This is a genomic window from Pseudomonas trivialis (assembly GCF_001439805.1).
Taxonomy (GTDB): domain Bacteria; phylum Pseudomonadota; class Gammaproteobacteria; order Pseudomonadales; family Pseudomonadaceae; genus Aquipseudomonas; species Aquipseudomonas trivialis.
Genome location: NZ_JYLK01000012.1, coordinates 88866 through 104733, shown reverse-complemented (window position 1 = coordinate 104733; position 15868 = coordinate 88866). Strand labels below are relative to the sequence as shown.

Here is a 15868-nt window from a genome sequence, read left to right as displayed (position 1 = left end):
GCTTTGCGATGAACAGCACTACACTGTGGTTGATCGGCCGGCGCCTGGGCGCTGCCATCGTGACCTTGTTGATCGTGTCGATGGTCGTGTTCGCGATCACGGCAGTCCTGCCGGGCGACGCGGCGCAACAGGCACTCGGCCAGTTCGCCACCCCGGAACAGGTGGCGGCGCTGCGCCTGAAACTGGGGCTGGACCAGCCCGGTGTGTTGCGCTACCTGCACTGGTTGATGAGCCTGCTCACCGGCGATCTGGGCATGTCGGTGTCCAGCGCCACACCGGTGAGTGAGTTGATGGGCGGCCGGGTGCCCAACACCCTGATGCTGGCGACCACCACGGCGCTGGTCTCGGTGCCGGTGGCCCTGGTACTCGGCATCGGATCGGCGATGGCCCGTGGCGGGCGTATCGACAACATCCTGAGTTTTGTCACCCTGGCCATGGTCGCGGTGCCGGAGTTTCTGGTGGCGACCCTGGCGGTGCTGATCTTCGCGGTGAACCTGGGGTGGCTGTCGTCGCTGTCCTATGCCAGCGATATCAGCTCGCCGTGGGCGTTCATGCGCACCTATGCCTTGCCGGTGATGACGCTGTGCTGCGTGATCGTCGCGCAAATGGCGCGCATGACCCGCGCTGCGGTGATCGACCAGCTCGACAGCCCCTACGTGGAAATGGCGCGGCTCAAAGGCGTCGGCCCGATCCGCATCGTGCTGCGCCATGCCTTGCCCAATGCCATCGGGCCGATTGCCAATGCCATTGCCCTGAGCCTGTCGTACCTGCTGGGCGGCGTGGTCATCGTCGAAACCATCTTCAACTACCCGGGCATTGCCAGCCTGATGGTCGATGCGGTGACCAACCGCGACATGGCGCTGGTGCAAGCCTGCACCATGCTGTTCTGCACCGCTTACCTGAGCCTGGTGCTGATCGCCGACCTCTGCGCAATCCTCTCCAACCCGAGGCTGAGAAACCAATGAACACGCTCATTGCGAAGTCCAAGCCTGCATCCTCCGCACTGGCCCTGGCCAAGGCCTCCAACGGTCCGTCCTGGCTGGGCCTGGCCGGTGCGGTAATCTGCGTCGCCTGGCTGCTGCTGGCGCTGGTCGGCCCCTGGCTGGCGCCGCACCCGGTGGGTGAAGTGGTGTCCGATAACGTCTTCGACGGCTTCAGCCTGGCGCACCCGTTCGGTACCGACTACCTGGGCCGCGACATGCTCAGCCGGGTGATGGTTGGCGCACGCTTTACCGTCGGCCTGGCGCTGGTGGCTGCGGTGCTCGCCAGCACCCTGGGCACGCTGTGTGCGCTGGTGTCGGTGGTGTCGCCCAAGTGGCTGGACGAAATCATCAGCCGCATCATGGACGCCTTCATTTCCATCCCGAGCAAAATGCTCGCGCTGATCATGGTGTCGGCTTTCGGCTCGTCAGTGACCCTGCTGATCTGCACGGCGGTCATCAGCTACATCCCCGGATCGTTCCGCGTGGCCCGCAGCATGGCGGTGAACATCGAGGCGCTGGAATACGTGCAGGTCGCCCGCACCCGGGGCGAGCGCCGGTTGTACGTGGCGTGCCGGGAGATCCTGCCGAACATCCTCAACCCGGTGCTCACCGACCTCGGCCTGCGGTTCGGCTACATCGTACTGTTGCTCGCCGGCATGAGTTTTCTCGGTCTTGGCGTGCAGCCACCCGACGCCGACCTCGGCTCGCTGGTGCGCGAAAATATCGGCGGCCTCAGCCAGGGTGCGCTGGCTATCGTCATTCCGGCGCTGGCCATCGGCACCCTGACCATCGGCGTGAATCTGTTGATCGACTACCTGTCTTCCAGACGTAGCCGACGCACCGGAGGCCATTGAAATGACTGAATTGATTCGTGTCGAAGACTTGCGCGTGGTCGCCTGTGGCGAACGCGGCGAGGTGGAAATCGTCAAGGGCGTAAGCTTTGCCCTGGAACAGGGCCAGGTGCTGGCGCTGATCGGCGAGTCCGGTTCCGGCAAGACCACCATCGCCCTGGCGCTGCTGGGCTATGCGCGGCGCGGTTGCCGGCTGTCCGGCGGCGTGGTGCGCGTGGGCGAGCACGACATGCTGGCGGTGAGCGAAAGCCAGTTGCAGAAACTGCGTGGCAACCGCGTGTCGTATATCGCCCAGAGTGCCGCCGCCGCGTTCAACCCGGCGAAAAAACTCATCGACCAGGTGGTGGAGGGCGCTTTGATTCACGGCCTGGGCAGCCGTGTCGAGCTGGAGGCCAAGGCGGTGGACCTGTTCCGCGACCTGTCATTGCCAAACCCGGAAAGCATCGGCCAACGCTACCCGCACCAAGTGTCGGGCGGACAGTTGCAGCGGGTGATGGCGGCCATGGCGCTGATCAGCGACCCGTTGCTGGTGGTGCTCGACGAGCCCACCACGGCGCTGGACGTGACCACCCAGATCGACGTGTTGCGCGCGTTCAAGCGCGTGGTGCGCGAGCGCGGCGCCACGGCGGTGTATGTGTCCCACGACCTGGCGGTGGTGGCGCAGATGGCCGACCGCATCGTGGTGCTCAATGACGGGCAGATTCTTGAACAAAGCGATACCGCGCCGTTGCTGGCGGCGCCGGCCCATGACTACACGCGCAGCCTGCTTGCGGCCGCGCGGCCCGACGCGACGATTCGCCCGCCCAGCGGCATCGCCGAAAACACACCGCTGCTGACTATCAACGGCCTGACCGCCGGCTACGGCAACAAGAACGCCCAGGGCATGCCGCTGATCCGTGTGCTCGAAGGCATCGACCTCACCGTGCGCCGTGGCCAGGCGATTGGCGTGATCGGCGAATCCGGCTCGGGCAAATCCACCCTGGCGCGGGTGGTCGCGGGCCTGCTGACGCCGGCCCTGGGCGGCCTCACGTTTGACGGTCAGCCCCTCGGTGGTCGCCTGTCCGAGCGCACGCCGGAACAGTTTCGACGCATTCAGATGGTGTTCCAGAACGCCGACACCGCGCTCAACCCGATGCACAGCGTCGGCGCCATCATCGGCCGTCCGTTGAAAATGTATTTCGGCCTCAAGGGCGCGGCGTTGCGCGAGCGCACCCATGAGCTGCTCGACCTGGTGCGCCTGCCGCACGCCCTGGCCGAGCGGCGCCCCAGCGAGTTGTCCGGCGGGCAAAAGCAGCGGGTCAACCTGGCCCGGGCGCTGGCCGCCAAACCCGACCTGATCCTCTGCGATGAAGTGACCTCGGCACTGGACACCGTGGTCGGCGCGGCGATCCTTGAGCTGCTGCGCGACCTGCGCCAGCAACTGGGCGTGTCTTACCTGTTTATCAGCCACGACATCTCCACCGTGCGCGCGCTGTGCGACGACATTGTGGTGATGTACAGCGGCCACAAGGTGCAGGCCGGCAGCCGCGAGTCGTTTGCCACGCCGCCGTTCCATCCCTACACCGACCTGCTGATTCATTCGGTGCCGGAGTTGCGCCAGGGCTGGCTGGAAACCTGCGGCGCCACCAGCGGCACCCTGCCGCCGGTGGGCGCGCGGGCCGCCGTGCCGGAACTGTGCACCTTCCTCAACCTTTGCCCGGTGCGTATCGACGGCGTCTGCAACCGCATCGCTCCCCCCCGCCACAGCCTGGACAATGGCGGTGAAATGCTCTGCCACCATGACGGCGCCCAATTGATCAAGACCCAGCGTGGCCTCGTGGTGGAAACCAGCGGCGCCTACGCATGAGCCGATATCTTGCCCTGCACCGGAGCCAGTCCTTATGAAACCGCGCGTACTGGAGATTCTGAAAAAACTGATGGCGTTCGACACCGTGTCGTCCGAGTCGAACATGGCCTTGATCGAATACGTGCGCGACCTGCTGCTGACCCAGGGCATCGAGTCGCTGATCGTCAAGGACCAGAGCGGCAAAAAGGCCAACCTGTTCGCCAGCACCGGGCCCGAAGTGCGGCCCGGCGTGCTGCTCTCCGGGCACACCGATGTGGTGCCGGCGGCGGGGCAGGCCTGGACCTTCCCGCCGTTTGCCGCCACCGTGCAGGACGGGCGCATCTACGGGCGTGGCAGTTGCGACATGAAGGGCTTTATCGCGCTGGCCATCGACGCCATGCTCGATGCGGCGCAGCACACCTTGAGCCGCCCGTTGCAACTGGCCTTGTCCCATGACGAAGAGATCGGCTGCGTCGGCGTACGGCGCCTGCTCGATGTGCTGCACCTGGCGCCAATGCGTCCGTTTCTGTGCGTGATCGGCGAGCCGACCAACATGCAATTCGTGCTGGGCCACAAGGGCAAGGGCTCCTACCGCACCTACTGCCGGGGCCTGGAGGCGCACTCGTCGCTGGCACCGCGTTCGGTCAACGCCATCCATGTCGCCTGCGACTTTATCGCCGCACTGCGCGAGAGCCAGCAGCAGTTGCAGCACCATGGCGCCCAGGACAGCGATTACGACGTGCCCTACAGCACCGTGCATGTCGGGCAGATTGTCGGCGGCAAGGCGCTGAACATCGTGCCCAACCTGTGCACCCTGGATTTCGAGGTGCGCAACCTGCCGGCCGACGACCTGGACCTGTTTCTGGAGCAACTGCGCGAGCGCGCCGAAGTGATCGTGCACGAGGCGAAAAAACTCTCCAACGTGGCCGCCATCGAGATCGAAACCGTCAACGTCTACCCCGGCCTCGACACGCACCCCAGCGTTGAAGCGGTGCGTTTTCTCAAGCAGTTCGCCGCGCCTGATACCGGCACTGCCAAGGTCTCGTTCGGCACCGAAGGCGGGCTGTTCAAGCAGCGCCTGGACGTGCCGGTGGTGGTCTGCGGGCCCGGTTCCATTGAGCAGGCGCACAAGCCCGACGAGTTTATCGAGATCAGCCAGATGGAAGCCGGCGAGGCATTCCTGCACGGCCTGCTCGGCTCTTTGAAGGCTTAGCAGAGCCTGCCGTTGCGCGGGTAATTTCAGCACGCCACGCTGCCCACGCGACGCTTTCGGCATCCTTGTTCGCGGCACCTCCCTAGACTGGAGCGTGTCTCGGATCAGGACTCGACCATGCTCACTACTCGCCTGCAAGACCCCAGCCTTCTGGCTGAACTCGCCTACGTTGACGGCCAGTGGATCGCCGCCGCCAGCGGCGCCACCCTGGACATCCTCGACCCCGCCAGCGGCGAGGTGCTCGCACGGGTGCCGGCCATGGACTCGGTGGACACCCGTCGCGCCATCGACGCCGCCGAGCGTGCCTGGCCCGCCTGGCGTGCACGCCCGGCCGCCGAACGCGCAGCGCTGCTGGAGCGCTGGTATCAGGCCATGCTCGACAACCTCGAGGACCTGGCGCTGATCATGACCTGCGAGCAGGGCAAGCCGCTCAATGAAGCCCGTGGCGAGATTCGCTACGGCGCAGGCTTCGTCAAATGGTTCGCCGAAGAAGCACGGCGGGTGTATGGCGAAACCATGCCGGCCCCCAGTGGCGACCGGCGTCTGCTGACGTTGAAACAGCCAGTGGGCGTATGCGCCGCCATCACCCCGTGGAATTTCCCCAACGCAATGATCACCCGCAAGTGCGCGCCGGCATTGGCCGCCGGTTGCCCGATCATCGTCAAACCGTCCGACCTCACACCGCTGTCGGCCCTGGCCCTGGCAGTGCTGGCCGAGCGTGTCGGCATCCCGGCCGGCGTCTTCAATGTGCTCACCGGGCTGCCCGCCGGTATCGGCGCGGAGCTGACCGGCAACCCGGTGGTGCGCAAGATTTCCTTCACCGGCTCCACCGCCGTCGGCCGCCTGCTGATGCGCCAGAGCGCCGAGCACATCAAGCGCCTGAGCCTGGAACTGGGCGGCAATGCGCCGTTCGTGGTGTTTGACGACGCTGACCTGGAGCAGGCGGTGGCCGGGGTCATGATCAGCAAATTTCGTAATGCCGGGCAAACCTGCGTGTGCGCCAACCGCATCCTGGTGCAGGCCGGCATCTACGAACGCTTCGCCGCGCGGCTGGTGGAGGAGGTGGGCAAGCTTAAGGTCGGCAATGGGCTGGAGGCGGGCGTGACCATCGGCCCGCTGATCAACCCTGCGGCGGTGGCCAAGGTGACGCGGCATATCGAGGACGCCCTGAGCCAGGGCGCGACCTTGTTATGCGGTGCCGTCCCTGGTGGCGACAGCCCGTTTGTGCAGCCTACCGTGCTGGGCGATGCCCATGCCGGGATGCTGCTGGCCAATGAGGAAACCTTTGGGCCGGTGGCGCCACTGATGCGCTTTACCGACGAAGCCGAGGCACTTGCGCTGGCCAACGCCACGCCGTACGGGTTGGGGGCCTATTACTTCACGCAGAACCTGGCGCGCTCGTGGCGCTTTGGTGAGGCGCTGGAGTTTGGCATGGTCGGGCTCAATACCGGGATCATCTCGATGGAGGTGGCGCCGTTTGGCGGTATCAAGCAGTCGGGGCTGGGGCGTGAGGGGAGCAAGTACGGGTTGGATGAGTACCTTGAGGTTAAGGCATTTCATATTGGGGGGTTGGGGTGACAGCTTTTTAGCGGTGTGTTTATCCGTTATTTGGGTAACGGCTACATAGGGTTCCGCCCTTACGGCGGGTCACTTTTGGAAAAGAGCCCCAAAAGTAACCAAAAGGGCTCTTGCCCCACCACTCGGCACCTCGCTTAGGCTCGGTGTGCCCGCACGCAGGCTTGAATCCGTGGGCCGCCGCAATGGGCCATCCATGGCCCAGTGCGGCTAACCCGGCGTCCTGCCGGGTTACCCACGGATTCAAACCTGCGTTCGGCCAGCGTGGTTAACGGGGCGCCTGAGATCAAGATCAAGATCAAGATCAAAAGCCAAAGCCAAAGCCAAAGCCAAAGCCAGAGCAAAGCAGATCAACAGCAGTGTGATATCCAACAGACAAATGGAGATCCACTGTGGGAGGGGGCTTGCTCCCGATAGCAGTGGGTCAGCTACCCATAAGCTGACTGACACTCAGCCATCGGGAGCAAGCCCCCTCCCACATTTTGAACAGCGCCAGGTAGGAAAACCTCGGTCGGCTCTAAGGCCGCCGCGCTCTTGATCTTGATCTGAGGCGCCCCGTCAAACACGCTGGCCGAACGCAGGCTTTGGAGCGTGGGCAACCCGGCAGGACGCCGGGTTAGCTGCGCTGGGCCAAGGATGGCCCATCGCGGCGGCCCACGCTCCAAAGCCGGAGTGAGGGCACACCGAGCCTGGGCGAGGTGCCGAGTGTTGGGGCAAAGCGTTTTGGGTTACTTTTTGCGCTCTTCAAAAAGTGACCCGCCGTAAGGGCGGAACCTTACTTAGCCGTTACCCAAATAACGGATATGTACCCAGTAATAACGAATATGTACCCCATCAATACCCCTTCCCCCGATCCACCTCTCCAACCATCCGCTCCCCGCGCTGAAACCGCCGAATATTCCCCAACAACACGCCAAACGCGCTATCCGGCTGAGTCATCGCCGCAATATGTGGCGTCATCAAAATCTGCGGATGCCCCCAAAACGGATGCTCCGCTGGCGCCGGCTCCTGCTGCAACACATCCAGCACCGCGCCGCTGAGTTGCCCGCTGGACAGCGCCCCCAGCAGATCCTCCTCCACCAGGTGCCCGCCGCGCCCCATGTTGATCAGCCCCGCACCCTGTGGCAGTTGATCAAACAAGCGGCTGTTGAGAATGCCCTGGGTCTGCTCGGTCAACGGCAATACGCACAGCAGAATGTCGCACTGGCCGAGAAACGCCGACAATTGCGCTTCACCCGCATAACACGTAACCCCCGGCAGTTGATGCGCGCTGCGGGCCCAGCCCGACAAGGCAAACCCCAGCGGCGCCAGGGTCGCGAGGATCTGCTGCGCCTGCGCGCCCAGGCCCATCACGCCGACGCGGCGGTTGGCCGCCGGTTGCAACCGGTGCGCCTGCCAGCAGCGCGCCGTCTGTTGCTGGCGGTAGCGCAGCATGTCGCGATGGAGGCTGAGCACGGCCCAGGTGGCGTATTCGCACATGCCCTGGGTGATGCCGGGATCGAGCAGGCGCACCACCGGCAAGTCGGCGGGCAAACGGGCAAGGTCCAGTTGGTCGACCCCGGCTGATACGGCAAACAGCACCTTCAGGTTGGGCAGCAATTGTTCAAGATCGTCCGGCGCCAGCCAGGCGGCGAGGTAGTCGATTTCGCTGGGGTCGCCGATGTCCGGCCAGGCGCGCCATTCGATATCCGGCGCGTGTTCGGCAAACAGGGCCTTCCAGCGTTCGCCGCGCACGGGGTCGGATTTGTAGAGCAGGGCCATGGGCATCTCCGCAGGGCTGAAAGTAGCCATCATCATCGCGCAATGCCGGCGCAGGATCTGTTGAAACGCAGTGAAAAAACAGTCGATCCGAATTTCTCACGGGGCAAGTTCGGTGCAGTTCGTTTTTGCCAGGCCGTAATCTGAATGTCATCGCAACCACCTTCCGGTTGCCGGGCTCACCTTGGGAAATGCCATGAACAGCAGAGTCGATAAAACCCCACATTTGCTCCGTCAGCGCGATCAATTCGTACCCCGTGGCCTGATCACCGCGCACCCGCTGGTGATCGATCGCGCCCAGGGCGCCGAACTCTGGGACGTGGAAGGCAAGCGCTATCTCGATTTCGTCGGCGGCATCGGCGTGCTGAACATCGGCCATAACCACCCCAAAGTGGTCGCGGCGGTGCAGGCGCAGTTGCAGAAAGTTTCCCACGCCTGCTTCCAGGTGGTGGCCTACCAGCCTTACCTCGACCTGGCCCAGCGCCTGTGCGAGCTGGTTGGCGGGGAGGAGGCCTACAAGGCGGCGTTCTTCACGTCCGGTGCCGAGGCGGTGGAAAATGCGGTGAAGATCGCCCGTGCCCACACCAATCGTTCGGCGGTCATTGCCTTTCGCGGCGGCTTCCATGGCCGGACGTTGCTCGGCACCACGCTCACCGGCATGAGCCAGCCGTACAAACAGAACTTCGGGCCGTTTGCGCCGGAGGTGTTTCACACCCCCTATCCCAACGCATATCGCGGCATGACCAGCGAGCTGGCGCTCAAGGCGCTGGATGAACTGCTGGCCACCCAGGTTGCCCCGGACCGCGTCGCGGCGATTCTGATTGAGCCGGTGCAGGGTGACGGCGGCTTCCTTGCCGCGCCGCCGGAGTTTCTCCAGGCCTTGCGCGCACTGGCCGACAAACACGGCATCGTGCTGATCCTCGACGAGATCCAGACCGGTTTCGGTCGCACCGGCAGTTGGTTCGGGTTCCAGCACTCGGGCATCCAGCCCGACCTGGTTACCGTGGCCAAGAGCCTGGCCGGTGGCTTGCCGCTGTCCGGCGTGGTGGGCAAGGCGCACATCATGGACGCGCCGCTGCCCGGCGGCCTGGGCGGCACCTACGGCGGTAATGCGTTGGCCTGCGCGGCGGCGCTGGCGGTGATCAGTGCGTTCGAAGAGGAACAATTGCTGGCGCGCAGCCACGTGCTCGGCGAACGCCTGCGTCACGGCCTGCTCGGTCTGCAGGCGCGCTACCCGCGCATCGGTGACGTGCGTGGCACCGGCTTCATGCTGGCAATCGAACTGGTCAAGGACGACGCGGCGCGCAGCCCGGATGCCGACCTCAACCAACGAGTGATCGACGAAGCCCGCGCCGGTGGTTTGCTGGTGATCAAGTGCGGCGTGTACCGCAACGTGCTGCGCTTCCTCGCGCCGCTGGTGACCACCGAGGCGCAGGTTGACGAAGCCGTGCAGATTCTCGACGCAGCCCTGGCACGGGTCTTGAACTGAGCCGCTACCAGCGGCGAACCCGGTTGGCGGCACCGCCCGTGACCTGTTATGGCGCACGGGCGACCACACTGCATCATTGGAGGCGTGACCCCTCATGGGACTGACAGATTATCGAGCGTTGCTGATCGATTGTGATGGGGTGCTGGTGGACCGTGACTCGGGCGTGTTCGCCGCGTTGCAGCCGCTGCTCGACAGCCGTGGCGGGCCAACGCCAGCCAGGGAGCAGGTACTGGCCGAGTTCAACGCGGTGATCGAGGGCCTCTACCCGCGCTTTGCCGAGCTGGGCTTCAGCGGCGTGCTGTGTTTTGCCCATCGCCAGCTCGCCGAGCGCTGGGGGCTGCACGCCAGTTGGGAGGAGGGCATGAGCTTCGCGCGTTCGGCGGGCAACTGGTCGCTGTTCGAGGATGCGCCGGGGGCAATGTTGTACCTGCGCAAGTTCTATCGTTTGCTGGTGCGCGGCGACCGCGATGCCGAAGACCGTGGGCTGTTGTGCGAACGCCTGGGCATCGAGGCCGAGCATTTCATTTCTCTGGTGGAGGCCGAGCAATGGCTTGACCGCCAAGGGGCGCAGGTACAGCCTGTGTTGCACGTGACCCGCGCGTCCACCGGTGCCGTCCTGGCGCTGGACCGTTGCCTGATCGGCCGCAACCGCTCGCCGCAGCCCACGCCGTGTGCGGCCGATTACTGCATTAACAGCATGGCTGATCTGGTCGCTCAGCATCAGCTGTCTTTACGGCGCTGATTTTGCTAGAAGATTGCTTACAAACGGCAGTCAAGAGGTATGCAATGGAAGGGCTCGTCAAGCTGGACCGGATCGACATCAGCATTCTGGTTGAACTGCAAAAAGATGGCCGGATGACCAACGTCAGCCTGGCCGATGCCGTGGGTCTGTCCGCCAGCCCGTGCCTGCAAAGGGTCAAGCGGCTGGAGTCGGCCGGTTATATCTCCAGCTACAAGGCGCATCTGAACCTGGCCAAGATCACCGATTCGGTCACGGTGTTCACCGAAATCACCCTCAGCGACCACAAGCGCGAAGACTTCGCCAAGTTCGAATCCAATATCCGCCTGGTGGATGAGGTACTTGAATGCCACCTGATCAGCGGCGGCTACGATTACCTGGTGCGTTTCATGACCCGCAGCATCCAGCATTACCAGGAAGTGGTTGAAGGCCTGCTGGACAAGAACATCGGTATCTCCAAGTACTTCAGCTACATCGTGATCAAATCACCGGTGCTCAAAGACGGCGTGCCGCTGCGCAAGCTGCTGCGTCATTGAGCGCGGGTTCGCCCGTTCAGGATCAGCAGGGTCAACAGCCCCGCGACAATGCCCCAGAACGCCGAGCCGATGGAAAACAGCGTCAGCCCCGATGCGGTGACCATAAAGGTGATCAGCGCCGCCTCGCGTTCCTTCGGCTCGTGCATGGCGACGCTCAGGCCATTGATGATCGAGCCGAACAACGCCAGCGCCGCAATCGACAGCACCAGCTCCTTTGGCAAGGCGGCGAACAGCGCCGCCAGGGTCGCGCCGAACACCCCGGCAATGCCGTAGAACACCCCGCACCACACGGCGGCGGTGTAGCGCTTGTTTCGGTCTTCATGGGCGTGCGGCCCGGTGCAGATGGCCGCGCTGATCGCCGCCAGGTTGATGCCGTGGGAGCCGAACGGCGCCAGCAGCAGCGAGGCCAGCCCGGTGGTGCTGATCAATGGCGAGGCTGGCACGTTGTAACCGTCGGCGCGCAGCACGGCGATGCCGGGCATGTTCTGCGAGGTCATCGCCACCACGAACAGCGGGATGCCGATGCTGATGGTCGCTGCGAGGGAGAAGTGCGGCATGGTCCACACCGGCACCGCCACTTCCAGGTGAAACGCGCTGAAATCCAGCAGCCCCAGCAGCCCGGACAACGCGGTGCCGATCACCAGCGCGGCGAGCACCGCATAACGCGGCGACAGGCGCTTGATGATCAGATAGGTAAAAAACATTCCCAGCACCAGCGCGGTGCGATGTTGCGCGGCGACGAAAATCTCGCTGCCTATCTTGAACAGGATCCCGGCCAGCAAGGCGGCGGCCAGTGAAGCGGGAATGCGCTTGAGCAATTTGTCAAAACTGCCGGTGAGCCCGCACAGCGTCACCAGCACCGCGCAGGTGATGTAGGCACCGATGGCTTCGCCGTAGCTCACGCCGCCAAGGCTGGTGATCAGCAGCGCCGCGCCGGGCGTCGACCAGGCGACGGTGATCGGCGTGCGGTAGCGCAGCGACAGGCCGATGCTGCACACCGCCATGCCGATGGACAGCGCCCAGATCCACGAAGAAATCTGCGCCGTGGTCAAGCCGGCGGCCTGGCCGGCCTGGAACATCAGCACGAGGGAACTGGTGTAGCCGGTCATCATGGCGATAAAGCCGGCGACGACGGCCGAGGGCGAAGTGTCGGCCAGCGGGCGCAGGGGCGCGTGGGTGGCATCGGTCATGACGGGGGTGATCCTTTTACCTGGGGAGTTGCCGGTGAAGGCGCGGATTCAAGCCTAAACTCAAAGGTCACCGGTCATTGCAATACAGCCGGGGCCGCAAACAGCCGTACAGTGTGTTGGCGTATCGGGTTGTGTACAATGTGCCCCGTTTTCAGGCGATACTTGCCAGCGTCATGCTGTTGCCGTATTACCGTTAATTCGCCGCCGTTCTCCAAACCCGAGTGCCCATGAACGAACAGTTGCAACCTCTCAAGAAACAACCGCGCGCTGGCAAGGCCGGTCGCACCGGCACCCAGGACGATATCGTCTACGCGCATATCTTCGAGGCGATCCTCGAGCAGCGCCTGGCACCCGGCACCAAATTGAGTGAAGAGGCACTGGGCGAAATCTTCGGCGTGAGCCGCACCATCATTCGCCGTGCGCTGTCGCGTCTGGCCCATGAAGGCGTGGTGCTGCTGCGGCCCAATCGCGGTGCGGTGGTTGCCAGCCCGAGTGTCGAGGAGGCCCGCCAGGTGTTCATGGCGCGGCGTCTGGTGGAGCGCGCGATCACTGAGTTGGCAGTGCAGCATGCCACCGCCGAGCAACTGGCCGAACTGCGCCAGATGGTCAACGACGAGCGCGACAGTTTTTCTCGTGGTGATCGCGGTGCGGGTATTCGTCTTTCCGGCGAGTTCCATCTCAAGCTGGCCGAAGCGGCTAAGAATGCGCCGCTGATCAGCTTTCAGCGCAGCCTGGTTTCGCAGACATCATTGATCATTGCTCAGTACGAAAGTGGCAACCGCTCGCACTGTTCCTACGATGAACACACCCAGTTGATCGATGCGATCGAAGCCCGCGATGCGGTGCTGGCGGTGGAGTTGATGATGCACCACATGGATCATATCGACAGCAAGCTCAACCTTGATGAGGAAGGGGCCTCGGATGATTTGCATGCGGTGTTTTCGCATTTGTTGCAGACGAGGAAGGCTGGGCGTTCTTCTTTGAAGGTGTAAACACATTTTAAAAGTGTGGGAGGGGGCTTTAATTGTGTACATATCCGTTGCTGCGGTAACGGCTGCTTGCGGTTCCGCCCTTACGGCGGGTCACTTTTTGAAGAGCGCAAAAAGTAACCAAAAACGCTTCGCCCCACCACTCGGCACCTCGCTCAGGCTCGGTGTGCCCGCACTTCGGCCAGCGTGGTTGACGGGGCGCTTGAGATCAAAATCAAAAGCCAAAGCAAAACAGATCAAAAGCAGATCAAAAGCAGATCAAAAGCAGTGTGATATCCATCAGACAAATGGAGATCCAAATGTGGGAGGGGGCTTGCTCCCGATAGCAGTGTGTCAGCTACCAATAAGTTGACTGACACTCAGCCATCGGGAGCAAGCCCCCTCTCACATTTTGTACAGCGTTCGGCAAACCACTCCGGTCGGCTCTAAGGCTGCCGCGCTCTTGCTTTTGATCTGGGGCACACCGAGCCTGGACGAGGTGCCGAGTGGTGGGGCGATGTAAGGGTGGAACCGCCAGCACTCGGTATGTACACAATAACTCCGTGGCCAAAAATCACCGTTGGTGCACCAACCGGCCAGCCGCATAAGTCTGCAACACCACCCGATCATCCCCCAGCGTCATCAACACAAACAACGTCTCGGCAATAGTGTTCGACTGCTTCAAGCGATAACTGAGCAGCGGCGTGGCGTTGTAATCCAGCACCAGAAAATCCGCATCCGAACCTGGTTGCAAAGTCCCGATTCTGTCTTCCAGACGCAGCGCCCGCGCGCCGCCCAGGGTCGCCAGGTACAGCGACTTGAACGGGCTCAACCGCACGCCCTGCAACTGCATGACCTTGTACGCTTCGTTCAGGGTCTGCAGCAGTGAAAAGCTGGTGCCGCCGCCCACGTCGGTGCCCAGGCCAACATTGAGCTTGTGCTTCTCGGCCATCGGCAGGTTGAACAGCCCGCTGCCCAGAAACAGGTTCGAGGTAGGGCAGAAGGCGACTGCCGAGCCGGTCTCTGCCAGTCGCGCGCATTCGTCGTCACACAGGTGCACGCCGTGGGCGAACACCGAGCGTTCGCCCAGCAGTTTGTAGTGGTCGTACACGTCCAGATAGCCGCTGCGCTCCGGGAACAGTTCCTTCACCCATTCGACTTCCTGCGTGTTCTCGCTGATGTGGGTCTGCAGGTACAGGTCGGGGTATTCCCCCAGCAGCTGCCCGGCCAATGCCAGTTGCTCCGGCGTGCTGGTGGGGGCAAAGCGCGGGGTGACTGCATAGTGCAGGCGGCCCTTGCCGTGCCAGCGTTCGATCAGCGCCTTGCTGTCCGCGTAGCTGGTTTGGGCGGTGTCGGTGAGGTAGTCCGGTGCGTTGCGGTCCATCATCACTTTGCCGGCGATCATGCGCAGGTCGAGTTTTTGCGCGGCTTCAAAGAACGCGTCCACCGACTGCGGGTGCACGCTGCCGAACACGAGCGCCGTGGTGGTGCCGTTGCGCAGCAGCTCCTTGATGAAAATGTCCGCGACGTGCTCGGCATGGGCCTTGTCGGCGAACTGGCTTTCACAGGGGAAAGTGTAGGTGTTGAGCCAATCAAGCAATTGCTCGCCATAGGCGCCGACCATGCCGGTTTGCGGCAGGTGGATATGGGTGTCGATCAGTCCCGGCGTGATCAGCGCGTCCTGATAGTGAACGACTTCGGTATCGGCGGGCAGGCTCTGCAGCAGGTCGGCGGCGTGGCCGACGGCGCTGATGCGGCCGTTTTCGATCACCAGCAGGCCGTCTTCGAAATACTCGTAGGAGGCTTCGATGCCCACTTCGGCAGGGTCGCCGAGGCTGTGCAGGAGGGCGGCGCGGTAGGCTTTGCGAGTCAAAGGCATGGGGGGCTCGATTCAGATAGCGTGGCTGCGACGTGACGCCGGCAGCAGTTTGGCAATGGGTTCGGCGCGGGCAGCGTGCTGGCCGAAACTGGCGTTGTAGGTGGCGATGATTTCCGCGGCAATGGAGATGGCGATCTCCACCGGCAGTTTGCCCTTCACCTCGGTGAGGCCCATGGGGCAGCGCATGCGTTGCAACTGCGCGGTATCGAAGCCGCGCTCGCGCAGGCGGTGTTCGAACTTGACGCGCTTGGTCCTGGAGCCGATCAGACCGAAGTAGGTGAAGTCATTGCGCGTGAGCAGGGCGGCGGTCAGTGCCAGGTCCAGCGCGTGATTGTGGGTCATGACGATGCAGTAACTGCCCGCCGGCAGGTCGGCAATTTCGTCGACCGGCTCTTCGCTGACGATTTTACGCACGCCCTCGGGGATCTGTTGCGGAAATTCCTGCTCGCGCGAATCGATCCAGCGCACCCGGCACGGCAGGCTCGCCAGCAAGGGCACCAGTGCGCGGCCGACATGGCCGGCGCCGAACACCGCGATGTGCGCCTGCACCTGGCCCATGGGCTCGAACAGCAGCACGGTCACGCCGCCACAGCACTGGCCCAGGCTGGCGCCGAGGCTGAAGCGCTCCAGATGGGTGTTCTGCTGGCCGCGCGCGAGCATGTCGCGGGCGATCTGCATCGCCTTGTATTCCAGGTGCCCGCCGCCGATGGTGTCGAAGGACCGGTCGGCGCTGATCACCATCTTCGAGCCGGCATTGCGCGGGGTGGAGCCGAGCTCTTCGATAATGGTGACAAGCACGCAGGATTCGCCGCTGGCTTGCAGGTGGGCGAGGGCGCTGATCCAGTTGTTCATGGTTACCTCC

The 15868-nt window shown here is 63.6% G+C and carries 13 protein-coding genes; 9 read left to right on the top strand and 4 right to left on the bottom strand.

Translation table 11 applies throughout. The annotated features are described in order from the left end of the window. The first annotated feature begins 8 nt into the window (after positions 1 to 8). The 5 genes from TU79_RS17675 (at position 9) to TU79_RS17655 (ending at position 6450) form a co-directional block, all read left to right on the top strand. Positions 9 to 965 carry an ABC transporter permease gene (locus tag TU79_RS17675; RefSeq protein ID WP_057009187.1) on the top strand — a complete coding sequence of 319 codons (957 nt, stop codon included), beginning with the start codon at positions 9 to 11 and terminating at the stop codon, positions 963 to 965. Next, positions 962 to 1837: an ABC transporter permease gene (locus TU79_RS17670; RefSeq protein WP_057009186.1), complete on the top strand. Its 876-nt coding sequence runs from the start codon at positions 962 to 964 to the stop codon at positions 1835 to 1837. Before TU79_RS17675 ends, TU79_RS17670 begins: the two co-directional genes overlap by 4 nt. A 1-nt stretch (position 1838) precedes the next feature. Beyond that, the gene (locus TU79_RS17665; RefSeq protein WP_057009185.1) at positions 1839 to 3680 is read left to right on the top strand and encodes an ABC transporter ATP-binding protein; all 1842 of its coding nucleotides are present in this window, start codon (positions 1839 to 1841) and stop codon (positions 3678 to 3680) included. A 34-nt stretch (positions 3681 to 3714) separates the two neighbouring features. Beyond that, positions 3715 to 4872, top strand: coding sequence for an acetylornithine deacetylase (gene argE, locus TU79_RS17660; protein ID WP_057009184.1), 1158 nt, complete (start codon positions 3715 to 3717; stop codon positions 4870 to 4872). Positions 4873 to 4989: 117 nt separating this feature from the next. Continuing rightward, positions 4990 to 6450 carry an NAD-dependent succinate-semialdehyde dehydrogenase gene (locus tag TU79_RS17655; RefSeq protein ID WP_057009183.1) on the top strand — a complete coding sequence of 487 codons (1461 nt, stop codon included), beginning with the start codon at positions 4990 to 4992 and terminating at the stop codon, positions 6448 to 6450. Between the two features lie 831 nt (positions 6451 to 7281). On the opposite strand, the gene TU79_RS17650 is transcribed toward TU79_RS17655, so the two are convergent. Then, complete coding sequence (locus tag TU79_RS17650; RefSeq protein ID WP_057009182.1) at positions 7282 to 8208, bottom strand: 2-hydroxyacid dehydrogenase; 927 nt, start codon at positions 8206 to 8208, stop codon at positions 7282 to 7284. Positions 8209 to 8401: 193 nt separating this feature from the next. On the opposite strand from TU79_RS17650, the gene gabT reads away from it, so the two are divergent. The 3 genes from gabT (at position 8402) to TU79_RS17635 (ending at position 10969) form a co-directional block, all read left to right on the top strand. Continuing rightward, positions 8402 to 9694 carry a 4-aminobutyrate--2-oxoglutarate transaminase gene (gene gabT / locus TU79_RS17645; protein WP_057009181.1) on the top strand — a complete coding sequence of 431 codons (1293 nt, stop codon included), beginning with the start codon at positions 8402 to 8404 and terminating at the stop codon, positions 9692 to 9694. A gap of 94 nt (positions 9695 to 9788) precedes the next feature. Next, positions 9789 to 10436 (top strand): HAD family hydrolase, encoded by a 648-nt coding sequence (locus TU79_RS17640; protein WP_057009180.1) that lies wholly within the window; start codon positions 9789 to 9791, stop codon positions 10434 to 10436. 44 nt (positions 10437 to 10480) lie between these two features. Then, on the top strand, positions 10481 to 10969 hold the full coding sequence (locus TU79_RS17635) for an Lrp/AsnC family transcriptional regulator (RefSeq protein WP_003230384.1): 489 nt from the start codon (positions 10481 to 10483) through the stop codon (positions 10967 to 10969). Here TU79_RS17635 and TU79_RS17630 read toward each other — a convergent pair. Beyond that, entirely contained in the window at positions 10963 to 12159 is a 1197-nt protein-coding gene (locus TU79_RS17630) for a benzoate/H(+) symporter BenE family transporter (RefSeq protein WP_057009179.1), read from the bottom strand. The two genes, TU79_RS17635 and TU79_RS17630, sit on opposite strands and share 7 nt — an antisense overlap. Before the next feature lie 227 nt (positions 12160 to 12386). On the opposite strand from TU79_RS17630, the gene TU79_RS17625 reads away from it, so the two are divergent. Next, complete coding sequence (locus TU79_RS17625; RefSeq protein WP_057009178.1) at positions 12387 to 13151, top strand: GntR family transcriptional regulator; 765 nt, start codon at positions 12387 to 12389, stop codon at positions 13149 to 13151. Between the two features lie 550 nt (positions 13152 to 13701). On the opposite strand, the gene guaD is transcribed toward TU79_RS17625, so the two are convergent. Together guaD and xdhC are read right to left on the bottom strand one after the other, a co-directional pair. Continuing rightward, complete coding sequence (guaD, locus tag TU79_RS17620) at positions 13702 to 15006, bottom strand: guanine deaminase (protein ID WP_057009177.1); 1305 nt, start codon at positions 15004 to 15006, stop codon at positions 13702 to 13704. A gap of 12 nt (positions 15007 to 15018) precedes the next feature. Beyond that, positions 15019 to 15858: a xanthine dehydrogenase accessory protein XdhC gene (gene xdhC / locus TU79_RS17615; protein WP_057009176.1), complete on the bottom strand. Its 840-nt coding sequence runs from the start codon at positions 15856 to 15858 to the stop codon at positions 15019 to 15021. Positions 15859 to 15868: the final 10 nt, after the last annotated feature.